At 57.0% G+C, this 14,502-nt stretch carries 18 protein-coding genes; 12 read left to right on the top strand and 6 right to left on the bottom strand.

All coding sequences use genetic code 11. The annotated features are described in order from the left end of the window. Window positions 1-116: 116 nt before the first annotated feature. Window positions 117-278, bottom strand: a complete 162-nt coding sequence (locus GF108_RS22215) for a hypothetical protein (RefSeq protein WP_172982671.1) — start codon at window positions 276-278, stop codon at window positions 117-119. A 202-nt stretch (window positions 279-480) separates the two neighbouring features. Between GF108_RS22215 and GF108_RS17910 the strand changes: the two genes are divergently transcribed. Both GF108_RS17910 and GF108_RS17905 read left to right on the top strand, forming a co-directional pair. Then, window positions 481-1,053, top strand: coding sequence for a DNA-3-methyladenine glycosylase (locus tag GF108_RS17910; RefSeq protein WP_162737225.1), 573 nt, complete (start codon window positions 481-483; stop codon window positions 1,051-1,053). A gap of 88 nt (window positions 1,054-1,141) precedes the next feature. Then, window positions 1,142-1,555, top strand: coding sequence for a DUF2177 family protein (locus GF108_RS17905; RefSeq protein ID WP_153669628.1), 414 nt, complete (start codon window positions 1,142-1,144; stop codon window positions 1,553-1,555). Between the two features lie 31 nt (window positions 1,556-1,586). Here GF108_RS17905 and GF108_RS17900 read toward each other — a convergent pair whose 3' ends face one another. The 3 genes from GF108_RS17900 to GF108_RS17890 form a co-directional block, all read right to left on the bottom strand. Further along, on the bottom strand, window positions 1,587-2,369 hold the full coding sequence (locus GF108_RS17900; RefSeq protein WP_210386101.1) for an alpha/beta hydrolase: 783 nt from the start codon (window positions 2,367-2,369) through the stop codon (window positions 1,587-1,589). An 85-nt stretch (window positions 2,370-2,454) separates the two neighbouring features. Then, window positions 2,455-3,102, bottom strand: a complete 648-nt coding sequence (locus GF108_RS17895) for a ChrR family anti-sigma-E factor (protein ID WP_153669626.1) — start codon at window positions 3,100-3,102, stop codon at window positions 2,455-2,457. A gap of 2 nt (window positions 3,103-3,104) precedes the next feature. Beyond that, window positions 3,105-3,767 (bottom strand): sigma-70 family RNA polymerase sigma factor, encoded by a 663-nt coding sequence (locus GF108_RS17890; protein WP_153669624.1) that lies wholly within the window; start codon window positions 3,765-3,767, stop codon window positions 3,105-3,107. Window positions 3,768-3,932: 165 nt separating this feature from the next. On the opposite strand from GF108_RS17890, the gene GF108_RS17885 reads away from it, so the two are divergent. From GF108_RS17885 to GF108_RS17875, 3 genes are read left to right on the top strand one after another with little or no spacing between them, the layout of a single operon-like run. After that, window positions 3,933-5,255 (top strand): NAD(P)/FAD-dependent oxidoreductase, encoded by a 1,323-nt coding sequence (locus GF108_RS17885; RefSeq protein WP_153669622.1) that lies wholly within the window; start codon window positions 3,933-3,935, stop codon window positions 5,253-5,255. Further along, on the top strand, window positions 5,252-6,064 hold the full coding sequence (locus GF108_RS17880; protein WP_153669620.1) for a DUF1365 domain-containing protein: 813 nt from the start codon (window positions 5,252-5,254) through the stop codon (window positions 6,062-6,064). The genes GF108_RS17885 and GF108_RS17880 overlap by 4 nt, the downstream gene beginning before the upstream one ends. Beyond that, entirely contained in the window at window positions 6,061-7,512 is a 1,452-nt protein-coding gene (locus GF108_RS17875; protein WP_153669618.1) for a deoxyribodipyrimidine photo-lyase, read from the top strand. The genes GF108_RS17880 and GF108_RS17875 overlap by 4 nt, the downstream gene beginning before the upstream one ends. A gap of 601 nt (window positions 7,513-8,113) precedes the next feature. On the opposite strand, the gene GF108_RS22785 is transcribed toward GF108_RS17875, so the two are convergent. Then, complete coding sequence (locus GF108_RS22785) at window positions 8,114-8,356, bottom strand: helix-turn-helix domain-containing protein (RefSeq protein ID WP_370462251.1); 243 nt, start codon at window positions 8,354-8,356, stop codon at window positions 8,114-8,116. A gap of 296 nt (window positions 8,357-8,652) precedes the next feature. Between GF108_RS22785 and GF108_RS17865 the strand changes: the two genes are divergently transcribed. The 7 genes from GF108_RS17865 to GF108_RS22525 all read left to right on the top strand — a co-directional run bounded on the left by GF108_RS17865 (window position 8,653) and on the right by GF108_RS22525 (window position 14,285). After that, the gene (locus GF108_RS17865) at window positions 8,653-10,503 is read left to right on the top strand and encodes an AAA family ATPase (protein WP_153669614.1); all 1,851 of its coding nucleotides are present in this window, start codon (window positions 8,653-8,655) and stop codon (window positions 10,501-10,503) included. Next, window positions 10,503-11,279 carry an ATP-dependent Zn protease gene (locus tag GF108_RS17860; protein WP_153669612.1) on the top strand — a complete coding sequence of 259 codons (777 nt, stop codon included), beginning with the start codon at window positions 10,503-10,505 and terminating at the stop codon, window positions 11,277-11,279. Before GF108_RS17865 ends, GF108_RS17860 begins: the two co-directional genes overlap by 1 nt. Before the next feature lie 102 nt (window positions 11,280-11,381). Beyond that, window positions 11,382-11,684: a hypothetical protein gene (locus GF108_RS17855; protein ID WP_153669610.1), complete on the top strand. Its 303-nt coding sequence runs from the start codon at window positions 11,382-11,384 to the stop codon at window positions 11,682-11,684. Window positions 11,685-11,713: 29 nt separating this feature from the next. Further along, a complete protein-coding gene (locus GF108_RS17850; protein ID WP_153669608.1) occupies window positions 11,714-12,010 on the top strand; it encodes a hypothetical protein in 297 nt (98 codons plus the stop codon). A gap of 871 nt (window positions 12,011-12,881) precedes the next feature. After that, window positions 12,882-13,217, top strand: a complete 336-nt coding sequence (locus tag GF108_RS17845; protein WP_153669606.1) for a hypothetical protein — start codon at window positions 12,882-12,884, stop codon at window positions 13,215-13,217. Between the two features lie 538 nt (window positions 13,218-13,755). Next, window positions 13,756-13,896 carry a hypothetical protein gene (locus tag GF108_RS22630; protein WP_304608911.1) on the top strand — a complete coding sequence of 47 codons (141 nt, stop codon included), beginning with the start codon at window positions 13,756-13,758 and terminating at the stop codon, window positions 13,894-13,896. Between the two features lie 47 nt (window positions 13,897-13,943). Then, the gene (locus tag GF108_RS22525) at window positions 13,944-14,285 is read left to right on the top strand and encodes an EAL domain-containing protein (RefSeq protein WP_370462250.1); all 342 of its coding nucleotides are present in this window, start codon (window positions 13,944-13,946) and stop codon (window positions 14,283-14,285) included. On the opposite strand, the gene GF108_RS22780 is transcribed toward GF108_RS22525, so the two are convergent. Further along, window positions 14,180-14,473 (bottom strand): methyltransferase, encoded by a 294-nt coding sequence (locus tag GF108_RS22780; RefSeq protein WP_370462222.1) that lies wholly within the window; start codon window positions 14,471-14,473, stop codon window positions 14,180-14,182. The genes GF108_RS22525 and GF108_RS22780 overlap by 106 nt on opposite strands. Between the last annotated feature and the right edge of the window lie 29 nt (window positions 14,474-14,502).

Here is a 14,502-nt window from a genome sequence, read left to right as displayed (position 1 = left end):
CTGAACGGGAATGTGAAGCCGGCAGGGAACGGGGTGAAGCGGACTTATGGGTATATGAAAACGGCCGGGAATTTTTCCCAGCCGCTTTCATTAGCTGCATCGATTACCGGACCTACCTATTTATTCTTGTGGCTCTGCTCGCCGGCCTTGCCCTGTTGTTCACCGCTCTTGGAGGAACCGGATCCCTGCTGGGAGCCGCGTGAACCTTGTCCCTGTTCCTGCTGCTTGGACGTGCCCTTGCCGCTCTGTGAACTTCCGCTCTTTTGACTATTAGGCATTTGTCTTCTCCGTTTTGTTAACCCCGCATTCAATCAATCCGGCGCGGTGACGAATGTTCCTGCTAATTGAATTGCAGATCGGAACTGTACGGTAGCGGACACAGCGCTTGTATGTGCGGTAGCGAATGGGCCAGTTTCGCAGTGTCAAGAACGTGTTCGTGACTTTGCTAAGAGTGGGTTCGGAAAGGAACAATTTGACGCGATGGAAGAAATCACCACCATGCTCGACGAGAGCTTTTTCCAACGAAGTTCGGAGGAGGTTGCCCGCGCCCTCATTGGCGTTTCTCTGTTTGTCGACGGGGTGGGCGGACCGATCATCGAAACCGAAGCCTACGCCCCAAACGATCCTGCGTCGCACAGTTATCGCGGCCCCGGGATCGCGAACCGGACGATGTTCGGTCCAGCAGGTCGCGCCTACGTCTACCGGTCTTATGGTATCCACTGGTGTCTGAATTTTGTGTGTCTCGAGGCGTCAGCAGTGCTCATCCGGGCAATTGAACCTGTTCGCAACATCGAGATCATGCAGCGCCGCCGCGCCGTCGATGACATAAGACTATTGTGCTCGGGACCGGGAAAACTTGCCCAGGCGCTTGCTGTTGACAAGTCGTATGACGGCAAATCTCTGTTTGAGCCGCCTTTTTTGCTGGAGGCGGTAAAGGATGCCTTCGAGATCAGCATAGGACCACGGATCGGTCTGACCAAGGCCGTCGAAACGCCGTGGCGTTTCGGCGCCCGCGCTTCGCCCTTTCTAAGCAGAAAGTTTCCCCTGAAATAGCCATGGCCGCGGCAATATTTGGCCCGCGGTTCCATCGAAGATCCGCCGAGGCGCTGGCAGCGTATACCTAGCAAACAGGGATCAAAACATGCTCAAATACGGACTGCCATACTTCGTTACCGCAGTAATTTTCCTTGCGCTCGACATGTTGTGGCTCGGCACGATGGCGACGAGCTTTTACCGCGCCCGCATCCCGGACATAGTGGCGTCGGATGTGAATTACGCACCGGCCATCCTGTTCTATCTGATCTACGCGGTCGGCGTCGTGATCTTCGCCTTGAGCCCTGCCATGGAGACCGGCCGATGGCACACCGCGCTGATTTATGGCGCACTTTTCGGCTTTTTTGCCTATGCCACCTATGATCTGACCAGCCAGGCGACTTTGAAACAATGGTCGACCGCCCTTACGGTGGTGGATATTGCCTGGGGCACTTTTGCTTCCGGTTTGTCGGCTACCTTGAGCTTTCTGGCGACGAACTGGCTGCTGGCGAGGCTAAGCTAACCGCATCACTTACTTGCCACGAGACATCGGTTCACTTGCGGTTGGAATGCGCGCGGACGAAATTCGCCGTATCGTCCAAAGTAGGAGCGACGAAGCGCATTGGCGACCCCATCGCGCCGATGATGGCGAGGTGTCCAACGCCCCGGTAGAGCTTTATATCAACGGTATTTCCGCCAGCGCTCAACTTCTTGGCAAGCCGCGTGCTGTTTCGCGGAGAGACCGTCGTGTCGCTTTTGCCGTGCAGGAGCAGCGTAGGCGGCTCGTGGCGTCCCGCAAACGTCACGGGTTCGGCCTGCGCCGTCGTTTCGGCGGTGCTGAATATGGCCGCTATCTTTTCGTCCTGCGATGGCAGAAAATCATAGGGTCCGGCAATACCGACCAAACCCCTGAGGTCACTGTTTGGCGTCATGCCCTGCCTGCCAAGCCACGTCTTGTCGAGTGCGAGCATCGCGGCAATGTAAGCGCCGGCGGAGTGGCCGACGACGAACAGCTTTGCCGGATCGCCACCGTATTGGCGTGCATGATCCCTGGCCCAGCGAACGGCCTTGGCGCCGTCGTCAAGAAAGCCTTCATAATGAACCTGGGGGTAAAGCCGATAATCGGGTATCACCGTAACGATCCCCTTGGCGGCCAAAGCCGATCCCACGAATTGATAGGTTTTCTTGTCGCCGTTCTGCCAGCTGCCGCCGTAGAAGAAGACGGCCACCGGGGCGGCATGCGCACCGGCCGGTGCGTAAACATCGAGCGTGCGCCTCGGCCCTTCGCCATAAGCGACGTTCTGCTCGACTCGAGCACCATTGGAAGTAGTGGCCATGTTCAAGATTGTTCCCGGCGAGCACGCCGTCAGAACCATGGCCGCACCAGCGACCGCCGCGATTGCCAAAAAGGGGCTCAAGTGCTCAAAACCCCATGAGGGGTTGGACAAGCCGGCCAACGAGGCTCTTCATCCGCAAGCGGCCATCGACCACGGCGAGACAAATGCATTCCTCATCAGGACCCGCTGCTGGCTCGTGCTCGAGACTGGCATCGGCAACGATAAGATCGCCGACGTGGTAGTCGCCGTCCGCATCATGCAGCGAACCCTTGAGAATGAGCGTGTATTCGGTACCCGCATGGGAATGTTCGGGCAGCACCATGCCCGGTTTCGAGCGCAGCAGCATGGGGCGGTTGCGGGCGGAGCCACCGCGGCCGATCGAGCTCCAGCGTACGCCGGGCGCAAGGAATTTCCACTTGCCGATATCGTAATGTTCCAGCGGCTGTGGCAGGCGCATCCCCTCTGGCAACTCAGCGAGCCATTTGCCCCGTTCCACCGCCTTGGCAGGCGGGCCTGAATCGATCCGCGCAAGCGTCTTATCCAATGCGTCGGGCGAAAGAGCGCTTTCGGACGCGTCCTCAAGCGCGATCCCGCCAAAGATTTCGAAAGCGCGGACGCGCTCTGCGCTTTCCGGACACATCGTCAGGTGTGCCGCGACCACGAGCGCGGGACCCGGCGCCAGGGTTCCGGCGGCATAGGCCATCAAAAGGTCGTCGGATGGACGGTGGGACATCGTTACTGTTCCTCCCCCAACAGGCCGCGCAAGCGCTGCATGGCCAGCCGCAAGCGGGATTTCACCGTACCGAGCGGCAAACCCAGCACTTTGGCGATTTCACTGTGGGGTTTGTCATCGAAATAATGCAGACGTATGACGTTCAGCTGGTCCGCCGAAAGCAGATCGATCGCAGTGCGGACCCGCTGTTCGCTCTCGGTTCTCAGCACCTCGTCGGAGGGAGAGGCCGGAAGTTCGGGCGCCGGATCTTCAAGCAGATGCTGCGCCGGATAGCGCTCACGGCGTACTGAATCCACGCGCAAATTGCGTGCGATAGTGAATATCCAGGTCGAAGCGGAGGCTTTCGCCGGATCGTATAGCGCCGCCTTACGCCAGACCATCAGCATGGTTTCCTGTGCAAGTTCCTCCGCCTGTCCGGCGGCCATGCCCCCGCGCATGAAAAAACCTTTCAGCCGTGGTGCAAAGTAGCCGAAGAGCTCTGCGAATGCCGCCTTGTCGGCCTGCTGCGCTATGGCCACCAGCCGCGCCGACTGCTCCGCCTTTTCCGTCACGACGGCGCACTCGCCGGCACTCGGGCCTTTAGCCGGACGCGCCGGCATCGCTCGTAGTTGCCTCCGCCAGAGCGTCTCGAAATTGTAAAAGCCAAACGTACCGACGTCATTCATACCGCTCTATACGCAGGCCCACCGCGATCGGATCATCGCTTCGGGACCAGCGAAACTATCAATGATCCATTCCCGTATCTGCAACGTATTGATTGCAGCACAGGGAGACAACGTCTGATTTCCCTTGGCTGTCGGTGTTTGCAGGATGACTTCGGGAGAACAGGGTTGAAAATCGCAGTCATAGGGTCCGGTATATCCGGCATGTCGGCCGCATGGCTTCTTTCGCAGAAACACGAAATTACCGTCTACGAACGCGAAACGCGCATTGGCGGGCACAGCAATACCGTGATTGTACCCGGTGAGGGCGGTGTGGCCGTCGATACCGGCTTTATCGTCTACAATGAACAGACCTATCCCAACCTGACCGCGCTGTTTGCCTTGCTCGGCGTTGAAACCGCGGCGTCGGAAATGTCATTCGCCGTCTCGCTCGATAGCGGCAGGCTCGAATATTCCGGAACGGGCTTCAGCGGCCTTTTTGCCCAGCAACGTAACCTCGTCAATCCGCGGTTTTGGCTCATGCTGCGCGACCTCTTGCGCTTTTATCGCGAAACTCCAGCCCATGCGGGCAAGCTTGGCCTCATTGCGCTTGGCGATTTCCTCGAACGTGAAGGTTACGGCCGCGCGTTCCGTGACGATCACCTGTTGCCGATGGCATCGGCCATCTGGTCGGCGCCGGCTGCGAGCCTTCTCGACTACCCGGCCGAAGCATTCATCCGCTTCTGCGACAATCATGGATTGCTCAAGCTTGCCAACCGGCCTGTCTGGCGCACGGTCAAGGGCGGAAGCCGCAACTACGTTGAGCGCCTGACGGCGAATTACAGGAACCGCGTCCGCACCGGCTGCGCCGCCGCATCGGTCCGGCGTGCCGGCGATCATGTCACGGTCTCAGATATCCACGGAGTGACCGCCATATTCGATCATGTCGTGATGGCGGGTCATGCCGACGAGACGCTTGCCCTGCTCGCCGACCCGTCGGCACTCGAGAAAAGACTGCTCTCCGCCTTTCGCTACTCGGTTAATCGCGCGGTGCTGCACGAGGATGAAACGCTCATGCCGAAGCGGCGTTCGGTCTGGTCGAGCTGGAATTACCTTGGCGAACGCAAGGAGATGCAGCCGCCCAGTCAACTCTGCGTCAGCTACTGGATGAACAGGCTTCAGCCCCTCGAAACCGATCGCCAGTTCTTCGTTACCCTCAATCCTCGCCATGCGCCGGACCCGTGCAAGGTGCTGCATACCCAGACCTATACGCATCCACTCTTCGACAGTGAGGCCATGCAGGCGCAGCGCCAGCTCGGGCAGTTGCAAGGGGCTCGCAATACCTGGTTCTGCGGCGCTTATTTCGGCGCGGGCTTCCATGAAGACGGGCTCCAGGCAGGCCTTGCCGTTGCCGAAGATTTGGGTGGCTTACGCCGTCCTTGGACCGTTGCCGATGAATCGGCGCGCATCCATCGCCAGCCATTGGCTAGTCCGGTAGAGGTTGCGGCATGAGCGCATTTTCCTCGGCAATCTATGCGGGCAAGGTGACGCACAAGCGTTTGCGGCCCCGGCAGCACTTCCTGCGCTACCGCATGTTTTACATGCTGTTCGACATTGATGAGATTGACCGGATCGCCCGGGAGCACTGGCTGTTTTCGCGCAACCGCTTCAATCTCTTCAGCTTCTACGACCGCGATCATGGCAGCAAGTCCGAGGTCGCCAATGACGGCTCGCCGCTGCGAAGTTACGTCGAGGATCATCTTCGCACGGCGGGAGCAGAGCCCGATGGCGGCGCAATCCGCCTGATGTCGATGCCGCGTATCCTCGGCTATGTGTTCAATCCGCTCAGCGTCTATTTCTGCCATGATCGCGCTGGCGCGTTGGCCGCATTGATCTATGAGGTGGATAACACGTTTGGCCAGCGTCACAGCTATGTCTTTCCCCTCGACAAACGCACCGGCAGCGCCGGACCATTGCATCAGGAATGTGCCAAGGCGTTTTATGTCTCCCCCTTCATGGAGATGGCGCTGGGCTATGATTTCACCATCAGGATTCCCGATGACGCCGCCTCGATCGTGATCAATGCCAGCGACCGCGAGGGCTTGATCATCGCCACTGCTTTTGCCGGCAGGCGGAAGGGATTCAGCGACTGGCAACTCGCGAAGCTGGCTTTCGCCTATCCCTTGCTGACCCTTAAAGTCATTGCCGGCATACATTGGGAAGCGCTGCGGATATGGTTGAAGGGCGTCGGCCTCAAGCCTCGGCCGCAGACACCCGTTCAGACCAAAACCATCATAGCGCGATCGACCCGGGCAGAATGACTGACCACAACACTGATAAACCGGCCATCGTGCTCTTTCGTCACGACCTACGTATCCGCGATAACCGCGCGCTGCTGGCTGCCGCCGGCTCCGGCAAACCGGTTATCCCGATTTTCCTTTGGGATGAGACGAATGAGGATTCGCGGCCAATCGGCGGCGCGCGGAAGTGGTGGCTGCACCATTCACTGAAAGCGCTGGACACTTCGCTCGAAAAATTGGGCGGCCGTCTCATTCTGCGGCGGGGAAACACTGCGGCGATTGTCGACGAAGTACTGGATGACACCGGAGCCGATGTCGTGCTGTGGAACCGTCGTTACGATCCACCCGGCGTTGCCATTGATACGGCACTCAAGGCCGGATTATTAAACCGGGGAATCGTGGCCGAGAGCTTCGAGGGCCATCTGTTGCACGAGCCATATGCGCTGAAGACAGGCTCCGGTGGGTATTACCGCGTCTATTCGCCGTTCTGGCGCGCGCTGAATGGGCAGCCCGAGCCCCGCGATCCACTGGCCGCGCCGCGCGAACTTTTGGCCTGGCCGCACCTGGTAACGACGGACAGTCTTGACGACTGGGCGCTTCTGCCCCATGAGCCCGACTGGGCCAATGGCTTTTCCCGAGACTGGACGCCTGGTGAAGAAGGAGCCCATGAGCGGCTTGCGGAATTCCTCGACGGGTCGATCGACCGCTACGTAGACAAGCGCAATCGTCCTGACATGGAGGCGACATCGCGGCTGTCGCCGCATCTTGCCCATGGCGAGATAACGTCCTTCCAGATATGGCATGCCTTAAGGGCGCCAGAAGTGCTCGACCATCGATCGGGCGCGGAAAAGTTCCGCGCCGAGGTAGGCTGGCGGGAATTCTCCTGGCATCTGCTTTTCCACAATCCGAAGCTGCATTCGGAAAACTTCAAGCCGGCCTTCGACAATTTCGCATGGGCGGGCGATGCCGGGGGTCAGTTCACCGCCTGGAAGCGCGGGCTGACCGGCTACCCCATCGTCGATGCCGGCATGCGTCAGCTTTGGCAGACGGGATGGATGCACAACCGCGTGCGAATGGTCGTCGCTTCCTTCCTCATCAAGCACCTGCTCGTTGACTGGCGCGAGGGCGAAGCGTGGTTCTGGGATACGCTCGTCGATGCGGATCCCGCCAACAATTCTGCGAGCTGGCAATGGGTGGCTGGGTCCGGCGCTGATGCCGCTCCCTATTTCCGCATCTTCAATCCCGTTTTTCAGGGTGAGAAATTCGATCCGAAGGGGGACTATGTTCGAAAATTCGTACCGGAGCTGAAGGCGCTTCCTGCAAAATTTGTGCATCAGCCGTGGAATGCGCCCGAAGCCGTTCTGAGAGAGGCGAATGTCAGTCTCGGCGAGACTTATCCATGCCCCATCGTCGATCATCAAGCTTCCCGCCGCCGAGCACTGGATGCCTATTCCACGGCGATGAGGTAACGATTCTGGTGGTGGCGTGACAACGGCGTGCCATTCCAGTTCCTCCTTACGCAATATAGAGGCGCTCGTTCCACCCATCCAGCCCGTTGTGTGTCGTTGATACCGCATATCAACTAACGCGCCGCATAGACTCCAAAAACATCAAATCAATGGTAATTTTCGGAGATTGCCTCATCATTAACCGTTTCAACCACAAGGGTCCGCCTCATCATCCTGGAGACTGGCTAAAACAAGCGCACAAAAAAGCCCGGCAGCACTGACCGTTTTCCGCTTTGACATATTGCTGTTCCAAGGAATTTGGATCTCAAATAATAGCGTGATTTCACGTACGCGTGCTCAAGCCGCAGCGATGCAAGTCTCATATCCAAATGACGCGTAACACGCAGGAGGGCTAAAGGTGGCTCGATTGGCCCGCGCAATAGAGTCTTACGAGCCAAATACGATCCGAGTACTATCTGACAGCAGGTGGCGCTTCTAGAGGTAGCAAAAGCAATACCTACCGCCTACCATTGTGGGATAAGCTGCGGACCAATGAATCTCCCACTCCATTGGAATAGGGTATCGAACCCCAATAGCTCAGGAGAGCAATCTGGGTGCTCTGTCAAAGTATGCTCGGATCTACTCGAAATCCCGGCCAGTATGCCGGGTCATCTTCGTTGAGCATAAATTTAATTCCCTCGCCCTCCAACGTTTTTCGGATTCGATGGATAGTGTCGAGAGTTCCCTGTCCCTGTTCAACATTATAGACAGTACGTTTGCTCAAACCGCATCGGTTAGCTAGCTCGCTTTGGCTTATGTCCAAAGCAACGCGTGCGGCACGTAAGAGGGCTGAAGGCGGCTCCATAGGTGCCAAATTTCCCCCTTTAAAAAAAATGTCAACAATTAGCTCAGCACAAAAGAAGGGGTGCGAAATTTGGGAATGGAAGTGCAATAAAAGGGAAAGAATTTGCGAAAAAAGGGAATACCATGTATATGAGTTCTTACGCGGTCTCGAATCAGCCGCGGGACAAAGATCAAGAACTGAATTCTTTGCGGGTGGCGCAGTGGGTTTGGCTTAAAGGATTCCGTCCTGTTGGGGCAAAGCCAATTGCACGCGGAGTTCTCAGCGCGTTTCCAAGTAACGGTGGAGTTTGAACCAGAATGGTCTCCAAAGTTCTACGATATTTACTCCAAAGACTCTTGCGTCAAGAGAATAGGAGATTGGTTGGCCGAGCACTTGAACAGGGAATCCTTCAAGGGCGAACCATTACCATCGATGGCCACACTGTTTCAGCGTTTGAACTGCCGACTGGATTTGATCCGGAAACTGTGGGGCAGCTTACGACGGCTTTCAAAGGACCGGCTTCAGCTGCAAGAGAGGTGGGCCCCCCGACGCTGGAAACTATGTGCGCTCAACTGAACGAGGAATGGGATGAGGAGGAAGATGCGAATTCCAGCCCATGCATTAAGCGTGATCCTTGGTACCGCGCCTCGAATCCTTTGTCGGATCGGGCATCGCTGCGTGTCGGCGCGAAGTTCCAACGGGAGATTCGTTCCGAGCCGACGTGCACTGCTGCAGAATTCATCCGCGGCTTGGCCCGGCGACCGGAGGCGGCGGAGGTCGTCACCTGTCTGCTTTTGGCGGCCGCAGTGGAAGAAGTGCAAGGCGGGCTTGCACAAATTCTTGAAGTCCTGAAGGAGCCGCAGCCGTTCATCAATTTCCACGCACCAGTGGAGGGCGTGGAAGACGTCCTTATTGATTTGCTTGAGTTCGGAATCGTTATTCCAGGCAGCACCTACGCGATGATCGATGGATTCAAAATCACGCGGCGTGGCACGTGGCCGGAACCGGTCAATGAGGTCGCCAACCGGGAGATGATCGTTTTTCAGGGTTCAAAGTGGGGCTCGCAAAAAGCTGATCACCTGCCGTGGAAGCTTGCAAATGCGGTGAAGTCACGGCTGCCAATCCTTGGCGTCGCCAGCAAGCCCGATCCATTGCCGGATTGGATAAGGATTGCGGCGAAGGTCAATCTGACAGCGCCGGCGATATCCATGGCTATCATCAGGTCGACAATGCGGGTGGTGCTTGGCGAAGAACCGAGCGGGGAGATCCCGAAAGACCTGTGCGAATTGTTGACACTGTTCGACATGTCGACCGCGATCAGAACCGGAAACACTGCGGACCAAGCTCTTGAGAAACTGCACCGCTTCGCGATCGCAAGGACAGAATTCATTGCCGAGGACGATGAACCTGATCTGCACCCAGTCTTTGGACGCAGAATGTCCAAAGGCCTGGGCAAGCGGCGCTCCCACGAAGTCATTGAACCGCGGGCTGTCGGCAATCCGCAAGGACTCGTCACTGTTCCGACGGTGGAGACCCTGCCAGGATTCGATGAGGCGCGAGCGTGGACGGAAAATCTTTTGTTTGGTCTCGAGGAGTGGAAAAACGGATCGATGCAGTGGAGTGAACTTGCAAGCAAAGCCTTGCTGTTCGGTCCCCCCGGCACGGGCAAGACGACCTTTGCCAAAGCCCTATGCAATTCAGCGCAAATTCCCTTGGTTGCCACCTCTGTCGCCGCGTGGGCCGGAGCCGGGAGTCTCGATGACCTGATCAGGGATATGGAAGCGTCATTCGAAGAAGCACGCCGGCTTCAACCCTCGATCCTGTTCATCGATGAGATCGATGGGCTCGGCACCCGCCAGGAGTCGGGTCATTCTTCCGGTTACTGGACTTCTGTCGTCAATCGCATGCTCGAGCTCTTGCAAGGCGTTTCTGACTTGCCGGGTGTCGTTGTTCTCGCCGCCACCAACCGCGTCGAAGCCGTCGACAAAGCCATTATTCGCGCAGGCCGACTGGAGACGCATCTCGAGGTCAGACTTCCCGATATCGGGACACTGTCGGATATTCTGCGCTTTCACCTCGGTTCTGATCTTGATCATGTCGTCGCTACCCGACCGATAGCGCCACCAGAGATTTCCTCTCAAACCGGTCAACACGGAAGGAGCCAGTGATGGAAGGAGACGACGCTGGCGATGTCGCAACCGTGCTGCGCCGTCTGGCAGCGCAGGCAGCCGGAATGAGCGGGGCTGACGTGGAAAGGCTTGTCCGCATTGCCCGCCTTGAGGCGCGCCGCGACCACAGAGCCATAACGTACGAGGATCTTGAGCGTTTGCTCCTCGCAGACAAACCAAGCGGGTGTCCGGAGACACTGAAGCGGATCGCCATCCATGAAGCGGGTCACGCCGTGACGCGGCTGGTGCTGCAGCAAGGGACGATTGATGTCATCAGCATCAATACCCACGATGGCCGGGCCTTCAATACGGGGAAGAGCAAACCGCTTGCCGATACGATGGAAACCGATCTTGAGGCAGAGCTGGCCTGCATCCTAGCGGGACGTGCCGCCGAAGACGTGATCATCGGCTCCATCTCGGCCGGCTCCGGCGGCTCGGCCGACAGTGATCTCGCCAAGGCGACAAAGCTGGCTTTTACCCTCGAATGCTCCTTCGGTTTCGGCAAACATCAGCCATTGCTCTTTTTCGATAAGGACGTGGAAGCAAGCATCCTTGGCTTGCGGCAGATGCTGACAGCTGCCGTCCATGAGCGGCTGGCAGATTCTTATGCCTGTGCCAAGGAAATCATCACTACGGCAAGAGGAGACGTCGAGCGGCTGGCGACAATCCTGCTTGAGGAAATCACGTTGGAGGGGAGTTCGCTACAACAAGCCATTGATCATCTGGATTTGTCGAAGGCGATGCGGGCCGACCTCGGTCGTTCCATGTCGGATTGAGCAGGGCCCGGTTTCATCCGAACCCAGGCTGCAGTCAGCGTCATGGAGATCCAACTTGAAGCTTGCCCGGAACATTTTCTGACGAGAAGAGGAGAGAAGCTTATGATTGAGATCAAGGATTGGGTGGTATTTGAAGGAACCGGTGCGGCTGCCGGGCAATTTTTTGTCAAGCCATACACGATCCAAAACTATACAAATGCCATTGTCACTTTTGATAGCGACACCAAGATCGGCGTTGATGTCGATGGTCTCGTGATCAAGCTTGTCGGTGACACTGACCCTCACAGGACGGGTCGAGGGGTGTCATGGCACTGGTTCGGGGAGGGCGACAACAAACGCCAGGTCGATATGGTTGAATCCAGTCTCGAAGAGATGGTCGCGCATCTCGGCAATACCGCGGGGTGAGTGCTGCCCCCGTTGACCAGGAACCCGAGGTGGCCCTCACCAAATGGGCCATCATCCGGGCGGTTGACAGCGGCCACTACCATTTCATCGGGATCAAAAGCAGCGGGATCGGCAGGTTCTCCAGCCGGATCGTCGCCTTCAATTTGTCGACAATGGCGGGCCGGACGCAAAGCGGGCGGATCTACCATCTTCAAGGTGACCCGGACAATGAGAACACACGGCTTCGGGACTGTGTTGCAGAAAGGTGGGGCTTGAACGGAGAAGATGTTCAGGTCGTCTCGCCAACTGAAGCGGCTCTGGCCATGCCAGTTCTTGGCCATGCCTGAAAGCAGTCGGCGGCAATTGACGGGCCGTTCGATCTCCGGAGCAAGATCCAGTGCCCCTGTAACGTGTTGGGCCGCCATCTCTCGACCCCATCGGGCAGTCTCGATATCCTCACCGACATAACAGAAGCGAATTGCGTCTGAGAGTTGATGGCCGAGATGGAACCCGATAACCGTATCCATCATACCTGCGCTCCAAGTTCCTCAAAGAAGGCGCGGACGTGTGCACGCCACCGACTCTCGGTGTTTTGGCGCAGCAGGCAGGCAAGCAGGGTGTCGGCATCGATGTGAACTGGCAACGGCGAATTAACAGTGGTTAGCGCCTGCCAGATTGCCCCTGCTTTTGACTGGTAGAGATCCAGCGCATTTAACCGCGCAAAGGCCTTGAAATCATCGCCGTTATCGAAACCGCAGAAGGGGAATGCCTGTCAGAAAAGGTTCGCCGATTGTTGTCGGTCACGTTTCGACGTGCCCGTCAGTCAAATCAATGTGGCTGAACATCGTCTTGAATTGAAACAATTTACGGTAATACGATTCAGTTCTCTCAGCCACTGATTCAAAACACTCAAATGGTGTTACAAAATTGATGCCATTCGATTCAATCGCAAACGTCGTTAGCGCGAGCGCAAGTCGCAGCGGGGGGCATCAGCTACGCTCTGAAAATCAAACCAGTTTGCGGGTGCCTTACCGCACATCGAAACAATTTACGGTATCGCGATTCAGAGTGGGAAGCGTGCGATTCAGTTATCACGATTGTCGATTCCGAGTGCTGGACAGCCGTTGCGAAATCCGCAATTTCCGATTCAGCCCAAACGGCGTTTGCAGTCGACCGATGTCATGCAGCACAATGCGATGGCAGGGGAGGGGAGATAAAATGCGCAGACCGGTCGACAGACGTATACGCGAGCAGCGGGAGCGGCAACAGGCCTACCGCGCGCGGTTGAGACAGCAGCGCCGTCCCGGTCGTGACGATATCGCGCGCATTTTGCTCTACGAGATCATCACACGCAGCGTAGCCCTTGACCGAAGGGCTGATCTCGAGCAGTTGGTCGACCGCATCGTCGAAAAGCTGGACAAGCAGGGATTTGATGTCCGGGCATCTTATGAAGTCTTCGATGATCTCATCGAAAAGTATACAAAAACAAACTTTGGGTTTCGCCGCAAGCTGCACCTCGCGGATGGCGCAGCGGCCGCTGACGACGATTGCTGAACATTGCTTGGCAACGCCAGCTTCATTTCCAACGGGCTTCCAGCACAACGGTGTTTGCCAAGTTGGCCGCTATTCCCCCCCATTACTCATGTAAACGGCGTTACCCGTTGAATCGATTTTCTGGAAATCTGTCGCCCGTCTACCGGCCTTCACAGAACTTGTCGATCGACGTCCAGGCAATGGGCTCGTTGTAGGCATCTCTCGTTGATTACCTACTTCAAAATACAATCGGCGAACTATTTTCATGTATTGCTGTGCACAAATCACGCGCACTTTCCAAGGGAAAGACGGATATCGTCCGGTTGTACAGCAGCACGCTGCAGTCTGCGCCCGGCGATGACCAAGACTATGTGAAATGCATGGCCATCCATTTTACAGGAGGAAGCTCAGGCCGCTTGCGTTCTGTCAGCGCTCATCGGTGCCCGGCGGCGTTTGCCGACGACTCGGTCAACACAAAGTACTTTGGCGAAGTGGCAATCATGGGGTATGACACCGTCGCGTATTTCAACGACGGTAAAAGGCTCGGAGAAATTCTCCTATGAATGGCTTGGAACCCCTGCCGAGCACCGCGACGCTCATCAGCGAGCCACTCAAGTATGCGCCGCAATATGGCGGATACTGCGCGGGCGAGGTTGCGCATGGGGCGGTCCCGGTCAACACGGATCCCGAAGCCTTTTAAATCATCGATGGCAGGCTCTACCTGATCTACAACAAGGGGTCTGCGGAGTGGTTTGCTGCTCATTCGTCGACAACTTCGGCACGGGCTATTCGAACGTGCGCTTGCTCGAAACGATTCCGTTTACTAAGATCAAGCTAGACCGCACCTTTGTCAGCGAACTTGCGACGCAGCCCTCCAGGAGAGTGATCGTCCGCACAATGACAGCAAAGACCTCATCTCCCGCCCATTCGACAGCCACTCCTGTTCGCCGACCGAAGCTTAGGCTCCGTACCTGCAACTTGAGCTACTTCAATCCGATCACCATCGAATCCGGACCGACAAGAGGCTCAACCCGCGTTTGTGAGAATCCGATTTCCCGCATCCACGCTTGGCAGTCTTCTCCTGTGTAGTCAAACCCACCAGCAGTTTCGATCAGCATATTCAAACTCATCATAAGACCGAAAGCGTTTTCGCGCCGATCGTCATCTATGACGGCATCATAAACAACGACTGCGCCGCCTTTTGGAAGAGCATCAAACGCTTTGCCGAGAAGCAATTTCTTCTCCGCGAGGTCCCAATCATGCAGGATGTGGCCCATGATGATCACATCGACTTTCGGCAGGGCGT

Source organism: Phyllobacterium sp. SYP-B3895, from assembly GCF_009647635.1.
GTDB lineage: Bacteria > Pseudomonadota > Alphaproteobacteria > Rhizobiales > Rhizobiaceae > Phyllobacterium > Phyllobacterium pellucidum.
Note: the sequence above shows the minus strand (reverse complement) of the source record. Positions and strands in the feature narration are given on the sequence as shown.

What these genes read in the sequence shown, in the direction of transcription:
- GF108_RS22215 (WP_172982671.1), bottom strand. Translation starts at nt 278, where the DNA reads ATGCCTAATAGTCAAAAGAGCGGAAGTTCACAGAGCGGCAAGGGCACG.
- GF108_RS17910 (WP_162737225.1), top strand. Translation starts at nt 481, where the DNA reads ATGGAAGAAATCACCACCATGCTCGACGAGAGCTTTTTCCAACGAAGT.
- GF108_RS17905 (WP_153669628.1), top strand. Translation starts at nt 1,142, where the DNA reads ATGCTCAAATACGGACTGCCATACTTCGTTACCGCAGTAATTTTCCTT.
- GF108_RS17900 (WP_210386101.1), bottom strand. Translation starts at nt 2,369, where the DNA reads ATGGCCACTACTTCCAATGGTGCTCGAGTCGAGCAGAACGTCGCTTAT.
- GF108_RS17895 (WP_153669626.1), bottom strand. Translation starts at nt 3,102, where the DNA reads ATGTCCCACCGTCCATCCGACGACCTTTTGATGGCCTATGCCGCCGGA.
- GF108_RS17890 (WP_153669624.1), bottom strand. Translation starts at nt 3,767, where the DNA reads ATGAATGACGTCGGTACGTTTGGCTTTTACAATTTCGAGACGCTCTGG.
- GF108_RS17880 (WP_153669620.1), top strand. Translation starts at nt 5,252, where the DNA reads ATGAGCGCATTTTCCTCGGCAATCTATGCGGGCAAGGTGACGCACAAG.
- GF108_RS17875 (WP_153669618.1), top strand. Translation starts at nt 6,061, where the DNA reads ATGACTGACCACAACACTGATAAACCGGCCATCGTGCTCTTTCGTCAC.
- GF108_RS22785 (WP_370462251.1), bottom strand. Translation starts at nt 8,356, where the DNA reads ATGGAGCCGCCTTCAGCCCTCTTACGTGCCGCACGCGTTGCTTTGGAC.
- GF108_RS17865 (WP_153669614.1), top strand. Translation starts at nt 8,653, where the DNA reads ATGGTCTCCAAAGTTCTACGATATTTACTCCAAAGACTCTTGCGTCAA.
- GF108_RS17860 (WP_153669612.1), top strand. Translation starts at nt 10,503, where the DNA reads ATGGAAGGAGACGACGCTGGCGATGTCGCAACCGTGCTGCGCCGTCTG.
- GF108_RS17855 (WP_153669610.1), top strand. Translation starts at nt 11,382, where the DNA reads ATGATTGAGATCAAGGATTGGGTGGTATTTGAAGGAACCGGTGCGGCT.
- GF108_RS17845 (WP_153669606.1), top strand. Translation starts at nt 12,882, where the DNA reads ATGCGCAGACCGGTCGACAGACGTATACGCGAGCAGCGGGAGCGGCAA.
- GF108_RS22630 (WP_304608911.1), top strand. Translation starts at nt 13,756, where the DNA reads ATGAATGGCTTGGAACCCCTGCCGAGCACCGCGACGCTCATCAGCGAG.
- GF108_RS22780 (WP_370462222.1), bottom strand. Translation starts at nt 14,473, where the DNA reads ATGGGCCACATCCTGCATGATTGGGACCTCGCGGAGAAGAAATTGCTT.